Raw genomic sequence first — 14,297 nt, 5'->3', positions numbered from 1 at the left:
CAGAGCGCCGGGGTGCCCGGTGCGCAGGCGGGGGTTACTTCGGATCTTGCGGTTCCGGGTTCGAATCCCGGGCGTGCCGTACGCGGCCGCTAGCTCAATCGGACAGAGCACAAGGCATACACCTCCGCCGAGGCCGGCCGCCGGGCCGGCGTGATCTCGGGCACCCCTTCCTTCGCCGTGCCTCCTGCGCGTTCCACCAGCCAGCAGGGGGATCTCACCATGTCGCGTTTCAACACCCGTACCACCAAGCCCAGTCCGAACTCGCCCGTGACCACCACCGGCGCGCGCGCCGCCAACCACAACGGCGGCACCGGATTCCTGCGCGACGCGAAGTCCGAACTGTTCCTGCTGGCGGTCGCCAACCTGGTCGGCCAGGACACGTTCCACGAACAGGGCGGCGCCCGGGACGACCGCTACACCGCGCTGGTGCGCGAACTCGCCGTCGCCGACCCGCGGTGGACCCTCGGCCTGCTGCGCTGGCTGCGGTCGGACGCCCACCTGCGCACGGCCGCGCTGGTCGGCGCCGCCGAGTTCACCCGTGCCCGGCTGGAGGCGGCGGCGCCCGGCTTCTCCCGGCAGGCCGTGGACGCCGCCCTCCAGCGCGCGGACGAGCCCGGCGAGCTGCTCGCCTACTGGACGACCCGCTACGGCCGTGCGCTGCCGAAGCCGCTCAAGCGCGGCATCGCGGACGCCGTCCGCCGGCTCTACCACGGCCGCGCGCTGCTCAAGTACGACACCGCCGCCAAGGGCTACCGCTTCGGCGACGTACTGGAACTGACCCACCCCTCGCCCGATCCGGCCAAGCCGTGGCAGGGCGAGCTGTTCCGCTACGCACTGGACCGCCGGCACCGGCCGGACGAGGCCGTCCCGCCGGCCGGCGACCGGCTGCTCACCGCCAACCGCGAGCTGCTCGCGCTGCCCGTCGAGCAGCGGCGGGCGGCGGTCACCGCCGAGGGCGGCGCCGAGCGGCTGGCCGCGGCGGGACTGACCTGGGAGGCACTGGCCGGTTGGCTCCAGGGACCGCTGGACGCGGCCGTCTGGGAGGCGGTCGTCCCGACCATGGGCCCGATGGCGCTGGTGCGCAACCTTCGCAACTTCGACCGGGCCGGGATCTCGGACGAGGTCGCGGCCGAGGTCTGCCGCAGGATCGCCGACCGTGACGAGGTGCACCGCTCCCGCCAGTTCCCGTTCCGCTACCTCGCCGCGCACCGGCACGCGCCGTCGCTGCGCTGGGGGCACGCGCTGGAGACCGCGCTCTCCCACTCGCTCGCCAACGTGCCCGCGCTGCCCGGCCGGACGCTGATCCTGGTCGACCGCTCGGGCTCGATGTTCGACCGCCCGAGCGAGCGGACCGAGCTCAACCGGGCCGACTCGGCCGCGATCTTCGGCACCGCCCTGAAGGTCCGGGCCGCCGACGCGGACCTGGTCGAGTTCGGCACCACCAGCCGGGTCGTCGAGGTGGGCAGGGGCGAGGCGGTGCTGCGCGTCCTGGGGCGCTTCGGCGACCTCGGCGGCACCGACACCGCCGCCGCGATCCGCACCCACTACCGCGGCCACGACCGGGTCGTCGTGGTCACCGACGAGCAGACCGGCCCCGACGGCCGGAACCGCGACCCGTTGGCCGCCGTCCCGGCCCGGGTGCCCGTCTACACCTGGAACCTGGCCGGCTACGCCACCGGCCACGGGCCCAGCGGATCGGCGTACCGGCACACCTTCGGCGGGCTGGGCGACGCCGCGTTCCGGCTGATCCCCCTGCTGGAGTCGGGCCGTGACTCGACCTGGCCCTGGGCGGCGGCGCAGGGCCGCTGAGGCACCCTCGACCGGCACCGCCCGCCGTGGCAGCATCGGCGGCGGGCGGGGGCGGGCCGAACGAGGAGCGAGCGGTGGCGTACGACTTCGACGTGCTGGTGGTGGGCGGCGGGATCGTCGGGCTCTCCACGGCGTACGCGCTGACCCGGGCCCGCCCCGGGCTGCGGCTGGCGCTGCTGGAGAAGGAACCCGGCTTCGCCGCCCACCAGACCGGCCGCAACAGCGGGGTCATCCACAGCGGCGTCTACTACCGCCCCGGATCGCTCAAGGCCCGCTACGCCGTCGCGGGCGCCGCCGAGATGGTGGAGTTCTGCCGCGCCCACGCCATCCCCCACGAGGTGACCGGCAAGCTGATCGTGGCCACCGACCCGGCCGAGCTGCCCCGGCTGCGGACCCTCGCCGAACGCGGCCGGGCGAACGGCATCCCGGTGGCCGAGCTGGACCGGTCCGGCATCACGGCCCACGAGCCGCGGGTCACCGGCATCGCCGGGCTGCACGTCGGCACCACCGGCATCTGCGACTTCCCCGCCGTGGCCGCCGCCTACGCCCGGCTGGCCCGCGAGGCGGGCGCGGAGCTGCGCACCGGCACCGAGCTGCGGGCGGTCGCCCGCCGGGCCGACGGCGTGACCGTGCAGACCTCCGCCGGCGAGCTGCGCGCCCAGGTCCTGGTGAACTGCGCGGGCCTGCACAGCGACCGGATCGCCCGGCTGGCCGGCGACGATCCCGGCGTGCGGATCGTGCCGTTCCGCGGCGAGTACTACGAACTCGCCGCGGAACGCCGGGACCTGGTGCGCGGCCTGGTCTACCCCGTGCCCGACCCGGCCTTCCCCTTCCTCGGCGTGCACCTGACCCGGGGCATCCACGGCGAGGTGCACGTCGGCCCGAACGCGGTGCCCGCGCTGGCCCGCGAGGGCTACGACTGGCGCACCGTCGGCCCGCGCGACCTGGCCGGGACGCTCGCCTTCCCCGGTACCTGGCGGATCGCCCGCCGGCACTGGCGCTACGAACTCGGCGAGCTGCGCCGATCGCTCTCCAAGCGGGCGTTCACCACGGCCGTCCGGCGGTTGCTGCCGGCCGTCACCGCCGAGGACCTGGTGCCGGCCACCGCCGGGGTGCGGGCCCAGGCGGTGGCCCGGGACGGCACGCTGCTGGACGACTTCGCCTTCGCCGGCTTCGACCCGGACGACCCGCGCTCGACCCGCCGCCTGGTGCACGTGCTGAACGCCCCCTCCCCCGCCGCCACCGCCTCGCTGCCGATCGGCCGCGAGGTGGCCCGCCGGGCGCTGGCCGCCCTCGAAGCGGGCGGCTGATCCGGTGGGGCCCCGGACCCGCGTCGGGTGCGTCACAGCCCCTGGGGACCGCGCCGGGCGGCCCCGTAGACTCGGGTGATTGTGACTGCCACCGCCCCGATCCCCCAGCCCTCGCCGTCCGCCCGGCTCTCCGCCGCGCCGGCCGGCTACCCCGCGCCGATGTACCCGCACCGGGCCACCGAGGCCCAGCACAGCGAGCGGCGCATTCGCAGCTTCCAGCCGCGCCGGGGCCGGATGACCAACGCCCAGGCGGGCGCGCTGGACCGGGGCTGGGAGACGTACGGCATCGCCATCGACGGCAGCCCGCTGGACCTGGACACGCTCTTCGGCGGTCTGCCGGTCACCCTGGAGATCGGCTTCGGGATGGGCGAGACCACCGCCGCGATGGCCGCCGCCGACCCGGCGACGGGCATCCTCGCCGCCGACGTCCACACCCCGGGGCACGGCAACCTGCTCGGCCTGCTGGACCGGGACGGCTCGCGCAACGTCCGCCCGGCCGCCGGCGACGCCGTCATCCTGCTGCGCGACATGCTGCCCGACGCCTCGCTGAACGGTCTGCGGGTCTACTTCGCCGACCCGTGGCCCAAGCCGAAGCACCACAAGCGCCGGCTGGTCCAGGCGTCCTTCCTGGAGCTGGTGCTGCCCCGGCTGGCGCCCGGCGCCCTGGTGCACTGCGCGACCGACTGGGAGCCGTACGCCGAGCAGATGCTGGCGGTGCTCTCCGCCTCGCCCGAGCTGGAGAACCTGCACCCCGAGGGCGACGGCACCGGCTGGCTGGAGCCCGCCGACCACCCGGACGGCAGCGTCCCCGGCTACGCGCCCCGGCCCGACTGGCGGCCGGTCACCAAGTTCGAACGGGCCGGCATCGCCAAGGGCCACGTCGTCCACGACCTGCTGTTCCGCCGCCGCTGAGCCGCCGCCGGGCGTTCGACCCGGCGGCCCCGCGCTCACCCCGCGCCCCCGACCGCCCCGGCCCGCCGGAGGGGATTCGTCCCGAGTCCTCCCGACGGGCCGGTGCCGTGGCCTACCCTGTGCCGGGTGAGCAGCCCGTCCGCCGGCGGGTACCGGACCACCGTCCAGGCCGCCGGCGACCGCGAGACGCCCACGCGCACCGCCGGCACCCGCGCCATCCCGGGGCCCAGGAGGCGCCGGGCCCATCGGCTCGTGCCCTGGCCCCCCGCCCCCGCCCCCGACCCCGCACCGCCGGTCGCCGCCGCACCGGCCCGGCGCCCCGCCCGCCCGGCCGCGCTCTCCTCGGTGACCGCCACCGCCGTCCTGGCACTCGCCGGCTGCGGCGTGCTGATCCTCCACCTGGTCCGCCGCCAGACCGGCACCACCGGACTGCTGGTCGGACTCGGCCTGGCGCTCGTCCCGCTGCCCTTCGTGCTCGGCGGCCTCGCCTGGCTCAACCAGACCGCCCGGGTGCCGCTGCGCCACAGCGTGTTCTGCCTGGGCTGGGGCGCCTTCGCGGCGACCACCATCGCGATCCTGGCCAACGGCTGGGCCAGCACCTACCTGACGGCCCACCAGGGCAGCCTGGGCGAGGTGCTGGGCGCCGACCTGGTCACCCCGGTGATCGAGGAGAGTGCCAAGGGCGCCGCCCTGCTCGTCCTGCTGCTGCCGCTGGGCCGGCGGATCCGATGTCACGGCCACCGCACCGACCGCCCCTGCGCGAGCGTGCTGCGCCGGCTGCCCGGCCCCGGGCAGCCGCGCGGGTACGACCGCCGGCCGGCCCTGCCGCACGCCCGGGGCCGGCTGCGGCTGCGCCCCTACCTGCGCCCGCTCCCGTACCTGCGGCCCCACCCGCCGGCGCCCGACCGCTCGCGGGCCCGGGCGCGCCCGCGCACCCTGGCCGCCGGGGTCGTCCTCGGCGGGATCACCGCCTGCGGCTTCGCCTTCACCGAGAACGCGCTCTACCTGGGGCGGGCCTTCACCGACGACCAGCAGCAGCGGCTGGACAGCATCGGTCTCGGGGAGTCCCCCAGCCTGCGGGACTTCGACGGCACCGTGCAGACCTTCGTCCTGCGCGGCCTGCTCTCCCCCTTCGCCCATCCGCTGTTCACCGCGCTGACCGGACTCGGCCTGGCCATCACGCTCACCACCGGCCGGCGCCGGCTGGCCAGACTCGCCGCACCGGCCGGACTGCTGCTGTCGATGGCGCTGCACGGCACCTGGAACGCCGCCGCCGACCTCGGCACGCACGGCTTCCTGCTGGTGTACGCGGTGCTGATGGTGCCGTGCTTCGCGGCCCTGGTCTGCTTCGCGGCCTGGACCAGGACCAGGACCGCGCGCCGGGCGCACGCCCCTGCCGGGGCCCGGTGAGGAAGCGATTTCCCATCCGGGCGACTTCCCCGTATTGTTGTGTTCACCGACGCGGGGTGGAGCAGCTCGGTAGCTCGCTGGGCTCATAACCCAGAGGTCGCAGGTTCAAATCCTGTCCCCGCTACTCAGTAGCACGAAGGCCCGGAGGATTCTTCCTCCGGGCCTTTCGCGTGCCCGGCGCCTTGTCCATTCCCGGCGCCTTCTCCGCACTCCGGAACCTCGCGCGGGCCCGGAAGCCGTTCGCCCGGACGGGGCTCGACCGGCACCGTCAACGGCGCGAAGACCTTCAGCCTCAAGACGAAGGACGAGAAGGGCGAGGAGTCGACGATCCACATCGCCACCGAGGGCAAGCCCTACCCGGTGCGGATCGAGAAGACCGCCGGCAAGGACACCGGCCGGATGGACTTCACCGACTACGACAAGCCGCTCACCGTCCAGGCCCCGCCGGCCGACGGCGTGCCCGACTTCGGCCAAGTTCAAGGGCCAGTTCAAGACCGCCTGAACCCCGCGCGACGGCCCGGATTTAATCCGTTGCCCTCCTTCGGATGAGCTGCCTAAGGTAGCCGCACACTGAAGGGAGGTGATCCTGAATTGAGTTCCATCAGGATGCGTGAGGTGGCTGCTCGCTAGAGCCGCCCCTGCCTGCGCAGGACGAGGCTCGATGCCTCCGGCAGGCGAATTCCAAGCAGTCACCCGGCCCGTGGGCTCACCGGTACATCCCCGGTGCCTCGGCGCCCGGCCATCGCGAGGCCGGACACCGAGGAGCAGCCCACGGGCTGTCTGCTGTTCCGGGGCCGGCGCGCCGGGCCCGGCAGCGGACCTCCGGCGGGGCCGGTCACCCGGACGGGTGCCCGGGGCGTTTGCCTCCGGGAGCTCCGGCGCTAGAGTCGGCGCGGATTCCGGAGCGGAGCGGGACGGCCACAGGGGGTGGGCGATGGCGAGGACACGGCGGGCCGGGGGCACGACGGCCTTGCGCACGGCACAGCGGGGAACGGTCGGGGCCCTGTTGGGGGTGGGGGCGCTGGGACTGCTCCTGTTCTCCCTCGGCCGGGAGCACAGCTGGCAGGCGCTGGGCGGTGGGCTGGTGGTGTCCGGGGCCTCGGCCGTCCTCGGCGGCGCGCTCGGCTTCCTGTTCGGGGTGCCCCGGGTGCGCGGCGGCCCGGGCGGTGAGCCGCAGGGCTCGTACGTGCCGAACACCAATCTGGAGCAGGTCTCCGACTGGCTGACCAAGGTGCTGCTGGGCGTCGGGCTGACCCAGCTCGGCTCGCTCGGCGAGCGGCTGCACCAGCTCGGCGCGGCGCTGGCCCCGGCCCTGGGCGGCGAGCAGGGTGCGGCCCCGTTCGCGGCCGCGCTGGTCCTGTACTTCCTGGTGCTCGGCTTCCTGGCCGGCTGGCTGGTGACGCGACTGACCCTGCCGCAGGTGCTCTCCGACGCCGACCAGGCGCTCAAGCTCTTCCTGGCCGGCCAGGACCGCGACCGCCGGGGCGACAAGGTGGGCGCGGACGACCTGCGGGTCCGGGCGATGCAGCACCTGGGGCTGCTGGGCGGCAGCGCCGACCGGGCCGACGACCCGGCCCGCCTGCTGCCGTCGAACGCGACGACCGGGCCGGAGAGCGTACTGGCCGAGGTCCGGTCGACGGCCCGGCGTTCGGCGCTCACCTCGGACCAGGTCCGGGAGCTGTTCGCGGACGGCAACGAGGACCGGCGGATCCAGGCGCTCGCCCTGATGCAGGGCGATCCGGCCCTGGCCGACCTGCCCAGCGTGCTGGACGCGATCGAGCACCCGCGCTCCGGCTTCGAGCAGTACCACGCGCTGCTGGCCGCCCGGGGCCTGCTCTCCCGGCTGCCGGCCGCGGAGGGGCGGCGCCTGCGCGACGCGGTGGCCGGCCGGCTGGTGGCCGCGGACGGCATCCCGTACGGCTCGGACCGGAGCTGGCTGGCGGAGAAGATCCTGTCCCGCCTGGAGGCACCGGCCCCGCTCCCCCCGAAGGTCGACCTCCCGCTGCAGGCCGGTCCGACCGCCGGACCGCGGCCGGACCGGCAACAGGCCTAGGCCCTCGGCCGGGCGGCGGAGCGCCGCCCGGCCGAGCGGCCGCGCGAGGGCCGACTACCGCCCGCCCGGCCGCAGCGAGCCCGCGCCGGCGGACCTCGGACGGTGGTCGGCGGCCCGCAGGACGAGGACCCGCCCGAGGCGCCCCGAACCGGCCGGGAGCCGGCGGACCTCGCTGGCGATCCGGCGCTCACCCAGCGCGCGGCGCAGCCCGTCGAGGTGGCGGCAGCGGCGGCCCGCGCCGTCGTTCAGCGGGTGCACCCGGACCTCGCCGTCGGGGGCGGTCACCCGGACCAGCTCGGTCAGCGCCGCCAGCTGCTGGGCAGGGCCGAAGAGCTCCGGGTAGGCGAAGACCAGGAACCCGCTGAGGGTGAGCGCGAAGGTGTCGTCCGCGAACGGCAGCCGGGGCAGCGCGGCCGCCACGTACTGCTGCGGGTGGGCGGCGGAGTCGGCGGCGAACAGCCGGCGGGCCCGGTCCCAGCTGCGCAGGTAGCGGTCGTACGGGCGGTGGTGGGGCGCCGGGTAGAGGTCGGGCCGGGCGTCCATCGCGGCGGCCATGGCGGCCCGGGCGGCCAGCGCGCGGGCCGCGAGCTCGGGGGCCGGCCACGCGTACGCCGGGTCGGTGGCGATCACCCGGCAGCCCAGCTCGCGCGCCTCGGCGGCGAGACCGGCGGCGCCGCCCGGGCAGTCGAGCACCGGGCCGGGGAGGGCCGCGAGCGAGGCCCTGGTCAGGTCGAACAGCGCGCAGTACTCGTCCAGCGGGCGGGAGGTGACCAGGACGTCGGCGGCGAGGTCGGTACGGGCGGCCATTCGGCCATCGGAACACGGGTCGGCCCCGCCCGCACCCGGAGCGTCCGGTGCGGGCGGGGCCGAAGGCGCGGGCGTTCAGCGGCCGAGCAGGCCCCGGACGGCGAGCCGGTTGACGTTGGTCAGGCCGCGCACCAGCTGCGGGGTGAGCAGGACGAACACGAAGCCCAGCAGCGAGAGCCCGGCGATCTGCAGCGGCCCCTCGATGTAGTGGACGTGCTCGACGCCGTGGCTGTCGGTGTAGTCGAACACCTTGAGGCCCGGCCACCCGACGTACGTCGGGTAGACCCACTGGTAGAGCGGGTAGAGCGCCAGCACCCAGCCGACCAGCAGGAAGGTCAGCGACACCACGAAGCTGAGGACCGCCCACGGGAACATCACCACCTGGTAGAGCACGGCCTTCCAGCCCGCCGCGTCCGCCAGCCGCGCGGTGATCACGCCCCAGCCGCCGGGCCGGCGCACCCGGACCGACTTCGGGCCGGGCACGTCCAGGGCCAGCAGGCCGAGGGCCCGGGCCCGCTCCAGCCGTCCGAAGCCCCGGGCCCCGCTGGTCAGGGCGGCCAGCACCGGCATGCCGAGCACGGTGACGAGGGTGCCGAGGCCGAAGGCGAACAGGACGACGGCGAACGCGAACCCGACGAGGGCGACCGGCAGCCCGGTGAGGGCGAAGCCGAGTTCCCGGTAGAAGTACGACGAGAACGGCGCCCGCCACACGTACGGCGGCTCCTCGGTGCGCCGTACCGCGTCGTCGCGGTCGTACTCACTGCGCTGCGTGCTGAGGCTGCTGCTCATGGCCCTCGGTCCTCGGGTGCTTCTCGGTGGTGTGCCGGGCTGACCTCTCCACCCTGTCAAAGCCCGGACCGGGCGGACATCCGGCTCCCCCGCGAAGCGGGTGGGGGGTTAACCCCCCGTTCGGGGCCGCCCGCCGCCGGACGGCCACTCGTCGGCGAGCAGCGAGTACTGGAAGGAGTCGTGCCAGGCGCCGCGCAGCAGCACGTCGTGGCGGATCCGGCCCTCCAGCCGGAAACCGGCCCGGGTGAGCACCCTGATCGAGGCCGCGTTCTCCACGTCCACCCGGGCGGCCAGCCGGTGCAGGCCGAGCGGGCCGAAGGCGAAGTCGCAGAGCAGCGCGGTGAGCTCGCCCGCGTAGCCGTTGCCCCAGGTGTCGGGGCGCAGCGCGTAGCCGAGGTCGGCGCAGTGGTGACCGCCGAGGGTGAGGGCGGCGTTGCCGATCGGGACGGCGCGGGCCGGGTCGTCCGCGTCGGTGCGGCGGGTGACGGCCAGCCGGTAGACGGTCCGCTCGTCCCGCAGCGCCTCCTCCAGGTACTGCTCGATCTGGTCGGCGCAGTCCTCGCGGTCACGCGGCTCGAACGGGAGGTGGCGGGTGGCCTCCGGATCGCCGAACACCGCGTACAGGGCGTCGACGTCGCCGGGGCCGTGGTGGAACTCGCGGATGGCCAGGCGGGGGCCGGTGAGTCGGACGGGGACCATGCCTGCCGACCCTACCCGGGCTTTCCGGTTACCTTACGTGACATGGAAGAAGAAGACCTGCGGCTCGCCCCGCGCACCAAAGCCGCCGAACTGCTCGCCTGGGCGCGGACGCAGGACCACCCACCGGTGGCCGAGGCGCCGGTGCGGGCCGTGCTGGCGCTGCTGGAGCTGGGCGAGGGCAGGATGCGCGACGGCTGGCCGGAGCTGACCTCGGACGCCGTGGAGCAGTTGCTGTACGAGCGGCTCTACCTGTACGTCCAGCCCGCGCCGGAGGAGGACCCGCTGGCGTACGGCGCGGCCGTGCGGCTGCTGGTCGACCACCAGCGGGCCGCGAAGCGGCTGAACGCCAAGCGGCAGGAGCGGCTGCACGCGGAGGCCGAGTGGCAGGGTGAGGTGGCGGCCGGGCTGCTGCGCCGGGCCGATCTGGTCACCTGGCCCCGGCTGTACGCGCTGCTGCTGCGCGCGGACGGCGTGGACCTCACCGACCTGGAGGCGGTCCGGGGCTGGCTGACGGCGTTCCGGGAGCTGGCGCCGGAGGACCGGCTCGCCGCGTGCGAGGGGTTGGAGGCGGCCGGCGAGCTGGACGCGGTGGACGACGGGGGCTGGGGCGACGCCCGGGCGATCAGCGTCGGGATGGCCACCGACGGTGCCCGCCGGCTCCTGGAGCAGGGGCTGATGCGGCGCAGCTACCGCAACCTGGCGGAGCTGACCGCGCTGGGCCGACCGATGCCCGACGAGCTGGCCGGGGACTTCGGGGCGTTCGAGGAGGCCGCCGTGGAGGCGGCGCTGGACCTGGCCGGCGAGTGGACGGTACCGGGGCTGCCCCGGCTGCTGGTGGAGGAGTTCCCGGAGCTGGCTCCGGAGCCGGGCCAGGAGGAGATCGACGCGTACCTGGCGCAGCTCTCCGAAGCCCCCGACGGAGCCCCCGACGACGCAGCCGACGACGCAGCCGACGAGGGGGTCGAGCCCTGGGAGGCCGAGGAGGCCGACGGGACCGGGGCGACCGAGGTCCGGGACGCCCCAGGGGTCTGAGACACGCCGGTGCCCCGGCCGTCGTGGTGACGGCCGGGGCACCGTGGCGTGCTGTCAGGGGGTGATGCCGCGCTGCTCGAACCAGGTCTCCGGGTCGACCGGGGCGCCGCCACCGGGGCGGACCTCCAGGTGCAGGTGCGGGCCGGTCACGTTGCCGGTCGCGCCGACCTTGCCGAGCTGCTGGCCGGGGACGACCTTGCCGGAGCCCTTGATGATCGAGGAGAGGTGGCAGTACCAGATCTCGGTGCCGTCGGGCAGCGTCTCGACGATCCGGTAGCCGTACGACCCGGCCCAGCCGGCCGAGGTGATGGTGCCCTGGCCGACCGCGTACACCGGGGTGCCGGTGTCGGCGGCGAAGTCCAGGCCGGTGTGCAGGTGGGCCCAGTAGGAGGCGCTCTGGCCGTAGTGGGCGGAGAGGTCGTAGTCGCGCACCGGCAGGTTGATGGCGGCGAGCTTGGCCTTCTCGGCCGCCTCGGCGGCGAGCTTGGCCTCCTGCTGCTGGGCGGCGCGCTTGGCCTCGGCCTCCTTGGCGGCCTGGAGGCGGGCGCCCTCCTCGGCGGCGGTGCGCTGGCTGTCGGCCTGCAGCTGGATCCGGGCGGCGAGGGCGAGGCCCGGGTCCGCGGAGAGCGCGACCGGCGTCTCGTCCGGGGCCTCGACGGCCGGGGCGGCGGCCGGGGTGGCGGAGGCGAAACCGGTCGCGCCGAGGGTGGCGGCGACGGCGGTGACGCCGAGCAGCGGAGCGGTGCCGCGGGTCTGACGGGGCATCCGGTGCCGGTTGGCCTCGGCGGCCTGCGGGCCGCCGTCGGCGGGCCCGCCGAACTCGCCCGGGTGGGCGGGCGGCCAGGGGTGGTCGAGCAGCTGGGTGCCGGCGGGGGAGCCGGGCAGGTGTGCCGGAGAGTGCGACGACGCCACGGAGGCGCGCTCCTTTCCTTCCTTCGCGCCTACCGGGTTAGCTGACGGGTTCGGAGCAGGAAGGTCTCCTACGGCTGGGCGGGCCCGGCCGATTCACCCCAAGGAACGTGGTTCCCCGGCTCCCTGGCCTGCCCGGAGGCCGGCCGGCGGGATTAGGCGACGGCGCACGGTGCCGTCTGGGTACGGCGTTGCGGACCGCGCTGCGTTATCAAACGTTAATCCTAGGAGCCCCTGATTCCAAGCCGTCCGTTCGGGACAGCCGGATACAACTCGGACACCGCGCGACCCGATGGGCGTTTTGGGCGGATTGGCGGCAACTGACACTACCGAACGTGATTGGACGTCAACGAACGACCCCCTATCTGAGTACTCCTACTCATGTGCGGCCCGGACCGGCGCCGCCATCCTGACGCCATGAACGCACCGATGCAGTCACGCACCACGGCCGCGTACTACCTCCAGGCCGTCCTCTCCTTCGCCCTCTCCGGCGGCGCCCTCGCCGTCGGGATCGCCTACCTGCCGGTCGGCGGCTGGACCCGCGCCTTCCTCGCGATCGGACTGCTCTACACCGTCACCTCCGCCTTCACCCTGGCCAAGGTGATCCGGGACCGGCAGGAGACCAACGAGATCGTCACCCGGGTGGACCAGGCGCGGCTGGAGAAGCTGCTCGCCGAGCACGACCCGTTCAAGGTGGAGGGGGTCTGAGCATCGACGCCGGGGCACGCCGGGAGCCCGGCCGCGGACCCGCTTGACGGCTAAGACTATTAGCCTTAGCTTTATGGCTATCGGCACACAGTCGATGTCCCGGCGGACCGAGGAGGCCCCCATGCCCGGCACCTTCACCCCCAGCACCCAGTACCTCGACGTCCCCGGCGGCCGGCTGGCCTTCGACGACACGGTGCGGGGCGACGGCGCCCCCGTCGTCCTGCTCCCGGGGATGCTCGACAGCCGGGCCGCGTACCGGCACCTGCGCCCGCTGCTGGTGGCCGCGGGCCACCGGGTGATCACCCTGGACCTGCGCGGCTTCGGCGAGTCCTCGATCGACTGGGACGACTACTCGCCGGCCGCGATCGCCACCGACGTGCTCGCCCTGCTGGACCACCTCGGCATCGGCCGCGCCGCGCTGGTCGGCAACTCCTACACCGGCGCGACCGCGGTCCGGGTGGCCGGGGACGCGCCCGAGCGGGTCGCCGGGATCGTCCTGCTGGACGCCTTCGTCGAGAACCTGCCGCCCAACGCGCTGCGGCGCGCGATGTTCGGCGTGATGGGCGCGCTGCTGGTGCACTCGCCCGCGTTCTGGGGCCTCTACCACCGCAGAATGGCCTACCCGACCGCCAAGCCGGCCGACTTCGACGCCTATGTGGACGGACTGGTCGCCGCGATGCGCACGCCGGGCCGCAAGAAGGCCACCCGGGGCTACGTCCGCGGCGACTCCGCGCCGACCGGCTGGACCGCAGCCGTGACCTGCCCGGCGCTGGTCGTGATGGGCAGCGAGGACCCCGACTTCCCCCGGCCGGAGCTGGTCGCCGACCGGCAGGCCGCCGCGCTGAAGGGCCGCAAGGTGATGATCGAGGGCGCCGGGCACTACCCGATGGCCGACCACCCGCGGGCCACCGCCGACGCCCTGCTGCCGTTCCTCGCCGAACTGGCCTGAGCCCCGCCCCTTCCACGCACGGAGACCGCACCATGCCCCGAGTCGGACTGACCCCCGAGCAGGTCGTCGACCACGCCCTCGCCCTCCTCGACGAGCAGGGGTCCGAGGCCCTCACCCTGGCCGCCGTCGCCGGCCGCGCCGGGGTGGCCACCCCCTCGCTGTACAAGCACGTCAGCGGCGGACTCGCCGAACTGCGCCGGCTGATCGCCGTCCGGGTCACCGAGGAACTGGCCGACCGGCTCGCCGAGGCCGCCCTCGGACGCGGCGGGGACGACGCCGTCGCCGCCGTCCTGCGCGCCTACCAGGGCTACGCCACCGAGCACCCGCAGCGGTACAACGCGCTGCCGCAGGCCCCGCAGCCGGACCAGGACCTGACCAGGGCGGCCGGCCGGCTGGTCGGGGTGATCATCGCGGTGCTCCGCGGCTACGGTCTGGACGGTTCCGAGGCCGTGCACGCCGCCCGGACCGTCCGCTCGGTGGCCCACGGCTTCGCCTCGCTGTCGATCGGGGGCGGCTTCCAGCTCGCCGAGGACCTCTCCGACACCCAGGACCGCCTGATCACCCTGCTCACCGGCGGCCTGCGGAACTGGCCCACCGCCTGAGGCCCGCGCCGCCGAACCCCCGCCCGGTGCCGGCCCCGCCGACGCCCCGACCGACGCCCCGACCGACGCCCCGGGGCAGCGGCCCGGGGCAGCGGCCCGGGGCAGCGGCCCGGGGCAGCGGCCCGGAGCAGCGGCCCGGGGCAGCGGCCCGGAGCGATCACGCCGGCCGCCGGCCGGCCCCGGCGCACCCCCTGGTCAGGGCGGCCGACCCGGCCCCGACCGACGGGTGACCGCCGGTACCGGTGCGCCGTCCGGGTCACCCGTCACCCACTTGAGAAATAAGGTATGAAGAATTGAGTGCCCCCTAA

General features: G+C 75.2%; 14 protein-coding genes, 1 tRNA gene and 1 riboswitch. Of the genes, 11 read left to right on the top strand and 4 right to left on the bottom strand.

The window, feature by feature from the left end:
* Positions 1–219 precede the first annotated feature (219 nt).
* The 7 genes from ACFXHB_RS27045 to ACFXHB_RS27015 all read left to right on the top strand — a co-directional run bounded on the left by ACFXHB_RS27045 (position 220) and on the right by ACFXHB_RS27015 (position 7,494).
* Positions 220–1,809, top strand: coding sequence for a TROVE domain-containing protein (locus ACFXHB_RS27045; protein ID WP_380577243.1), 1,590 nt, complete (start codon positions 220–222; stop codon positions 1,807–1,809).
* A 74-nt stretch (positions 1,810–1,883) separates the two neighbouring features.
* Positions 1,884–3,119 carry an L-2-hydroxyglutarate oxidase gene (gene lhgO, locus ACFXHB_RS27040; RefSeq protein WP_380577242.1) on the top strand — a complete coding sequence of 412 codons (1,236 nt, stop codon included), beginning with the start codon at positions 1,884–1,886 and terminating at the stop codon, positions 3,117–3,119.
* Positions 3,120–3,200: 81 nt separating this feature from the next.
* Positions 3,201–4,031: a tRNA (guanosine(46)-N7)-methyltransferase TrmB gene (gene trmB, locus ACFXHB_RS27035; RefSeq protein WP_380577241.1), complete on the top strand. Its 831-nt coding sequence runs from the start codon at positions 3,201–3,203 to the stop codon at positions 4,029–4,031.
* A 126-nt stretch (positions 4,032–4,157) separates the two neighbouring features.
* Positions 4,158–5,441: a PrsW family intramembrane metalloprotease gene (locus tag ACFXHB_RS27030; RefSeq protein ID WP_380577240.1), complete on the top strand. Its 1,284-nt coding sequence runs from the start codon at positions 4,158–4,160 to the stop codon at positions 5,439–5,441.
* A 50-nt stretch (positions 5,442–5,491) separates the two neighbouring features.
* A tRNA-Met gene (locus tag ACFXHB_RS27025) sits at positions 5,492–5,565 on the top strand.
* A 236-nt stretch (positions 5,566–5,801) separates the two neighbouring features.
* On the top strand, positions 5,802–5,990 hold the full coding sequence (locus ACFXHB_RS27020; RefSeq protein ID WP_380577239.1) for a hypothetical protein: 189 nt from the start codon (positions 5,802–5,804) through the stop codon (positions 5,988–5,990).
* Positions 5,991–6,453: 463 nt separating this feature from the next.
* Positions 6,454–7,494: a hypothetical protein gene (locus tag ACFXHB_RS27015; protein WP_380577238.1), complete on the top strand. Its 1,041-nt coding sequence runs from the start codon at positions 6,454–6,456 to the stop codon at positions 7,492–7,494.
* Between the two features lie 54 nt (positions 7,495–7,548).
* On the opposite strand, the gene ACFXHB_RS27010 is transcribed toward ACFXHB_RS27015, so the two are convergent.
* The 3 genes from ACFXHB_RS27010 to ACFXHB_RS27000 form a co-directional block, all read right to left on the bottom strand.
* Positions 7,549–8,301 (bottom strand): class I SAM-dependent methyltransferase, encoded by a 753-nt coding sequence (locus tag ACFXHB_RS27010; RefSeq protein ID WP_380577237.1) that lies wholly within the window; start codon positions 8,299–8,301, stop codon positions 7,549–7,551.
* Positions 8,302–8,376: 75 nt separating this feature from the next.
* The gene (locus ACFXHB_RS27005; RefSeq protein ID WP_380577236.1) at positions 8,377–9,090 is read right to left on the bottom strand and encodes a sensor domain-containing protein; all 714 of its coding nucleotides are present in this window, start codon (positions 9,088–9,090) and stop codon (positions 8,377–8,379) included.
* Between the two features lie 108 nt (positions 9,091–9,198).
* Complete coding sequence (locus ACFXHB_RS27000; protein ID WP_380577235.1) at positions 9,199–9,789, bottom strand: GNAT family N-acetyltransferase; 591 nt, start codon at positions 9,787–9,789, stop codon at positions 9,199–9,201.
* Positions 9,790–9,831: 42 nt separating this feature from the next.
* Here ACFXHB_RS27000 and ACFXHB_RS26995 point away from each other — a divergent pair, with 42 nt between their 5' ends.
* Entirely contained in the window at positions 9,832–10,821 is a 990-nt protein-coding gene (locus tag ACFXHB_RS26995) for a hypothetical protein (RefSeq protein ID WP_380577234.1), read from the top strand.
* Between the two features lie 54 nt (positions 10,822–10,875).
* Here ACFXHB_RS26995 and ACFXHB_RS26990 read toward each other — a convergent pair whose 3' ends face one another.
* Positions 10,876–11,733 carry a M23 family metallopeptidase gene (locus ACFXHB_RS26990; RefSeq protein ID WP_380577233.1) on the bottom strand — a complete coding sequence of 286 codons (858 nt, stop codon included), beginning with the start codon at positions 11,731–11,733 and terminating at the stop codon, positions 10,876–10,878.
* A gap of 12 nt (positions 11,734–11,745) precedes the next feature.
* A riboswitch (cyclic di-AMP (ydaO/yuaA leader) is annotated at positions 11,746–11,902 on the bottom strand.
* Between the two features lie 245 nt (positions 11,903–12,147).
* Here ACFXHB_RS26990 and ACFXHB_RS26985 point away from each other — a divergent pair.
* From ACFXHB_RS26985 to ACFXHB_RS26975, 3 genes are all read left to right on the top strand, one after another.
* Entirely contained in the window at positions 12,148–12,438 is a 291-nt protein-coding gene (locus ACFXHB_RS26985) for a YiaA/YiaB family inner membrane protein (protein ID WP_380577232.1), read from the top strand.
* A 73-nt stretch (positions 12,439–12,511) separates the two neighbouring features.
* Complete coding sequence (locus tag ACFXHB_RS26980; protein ID WP_380577231.1) at positions 12,512–13,387, top strand: alpha/beta fold hydrolase; 876 nt, start codon at positions 12,512–12,514, stop codon at positions 13,385–13,387.
* A 32-nt stretch (positions 13,388–13,419) separates the two neighbouring features.
* The gene (locus tag ACFXHB_RS26975; RefSeq protein WP_380577230.1) at positions 13,420–13,989 is read left to right on the top strand and encodes a TetR/AcrR family transcriptional regulator; all 570 of its coding nucleotides are present in this window, start codon (positions 13,420–13,422) and stop codon (positions 13,987–13,989) included.
* Positions 13,990–14,297 lie beyond the last annotated feature (308 nt).

It is taken from the genome of Kitasatospora sp. NPDC059327 (assembly GCF_042752535.1).
GTDB lineage: Bacteria > Actinomycetota > Actinomycetes > Streptomycetales > Streptomycetaceae > Kitasatospora.
This window is presented reverse-complemented; position numbering and strand designations above follow the sequence as displayed.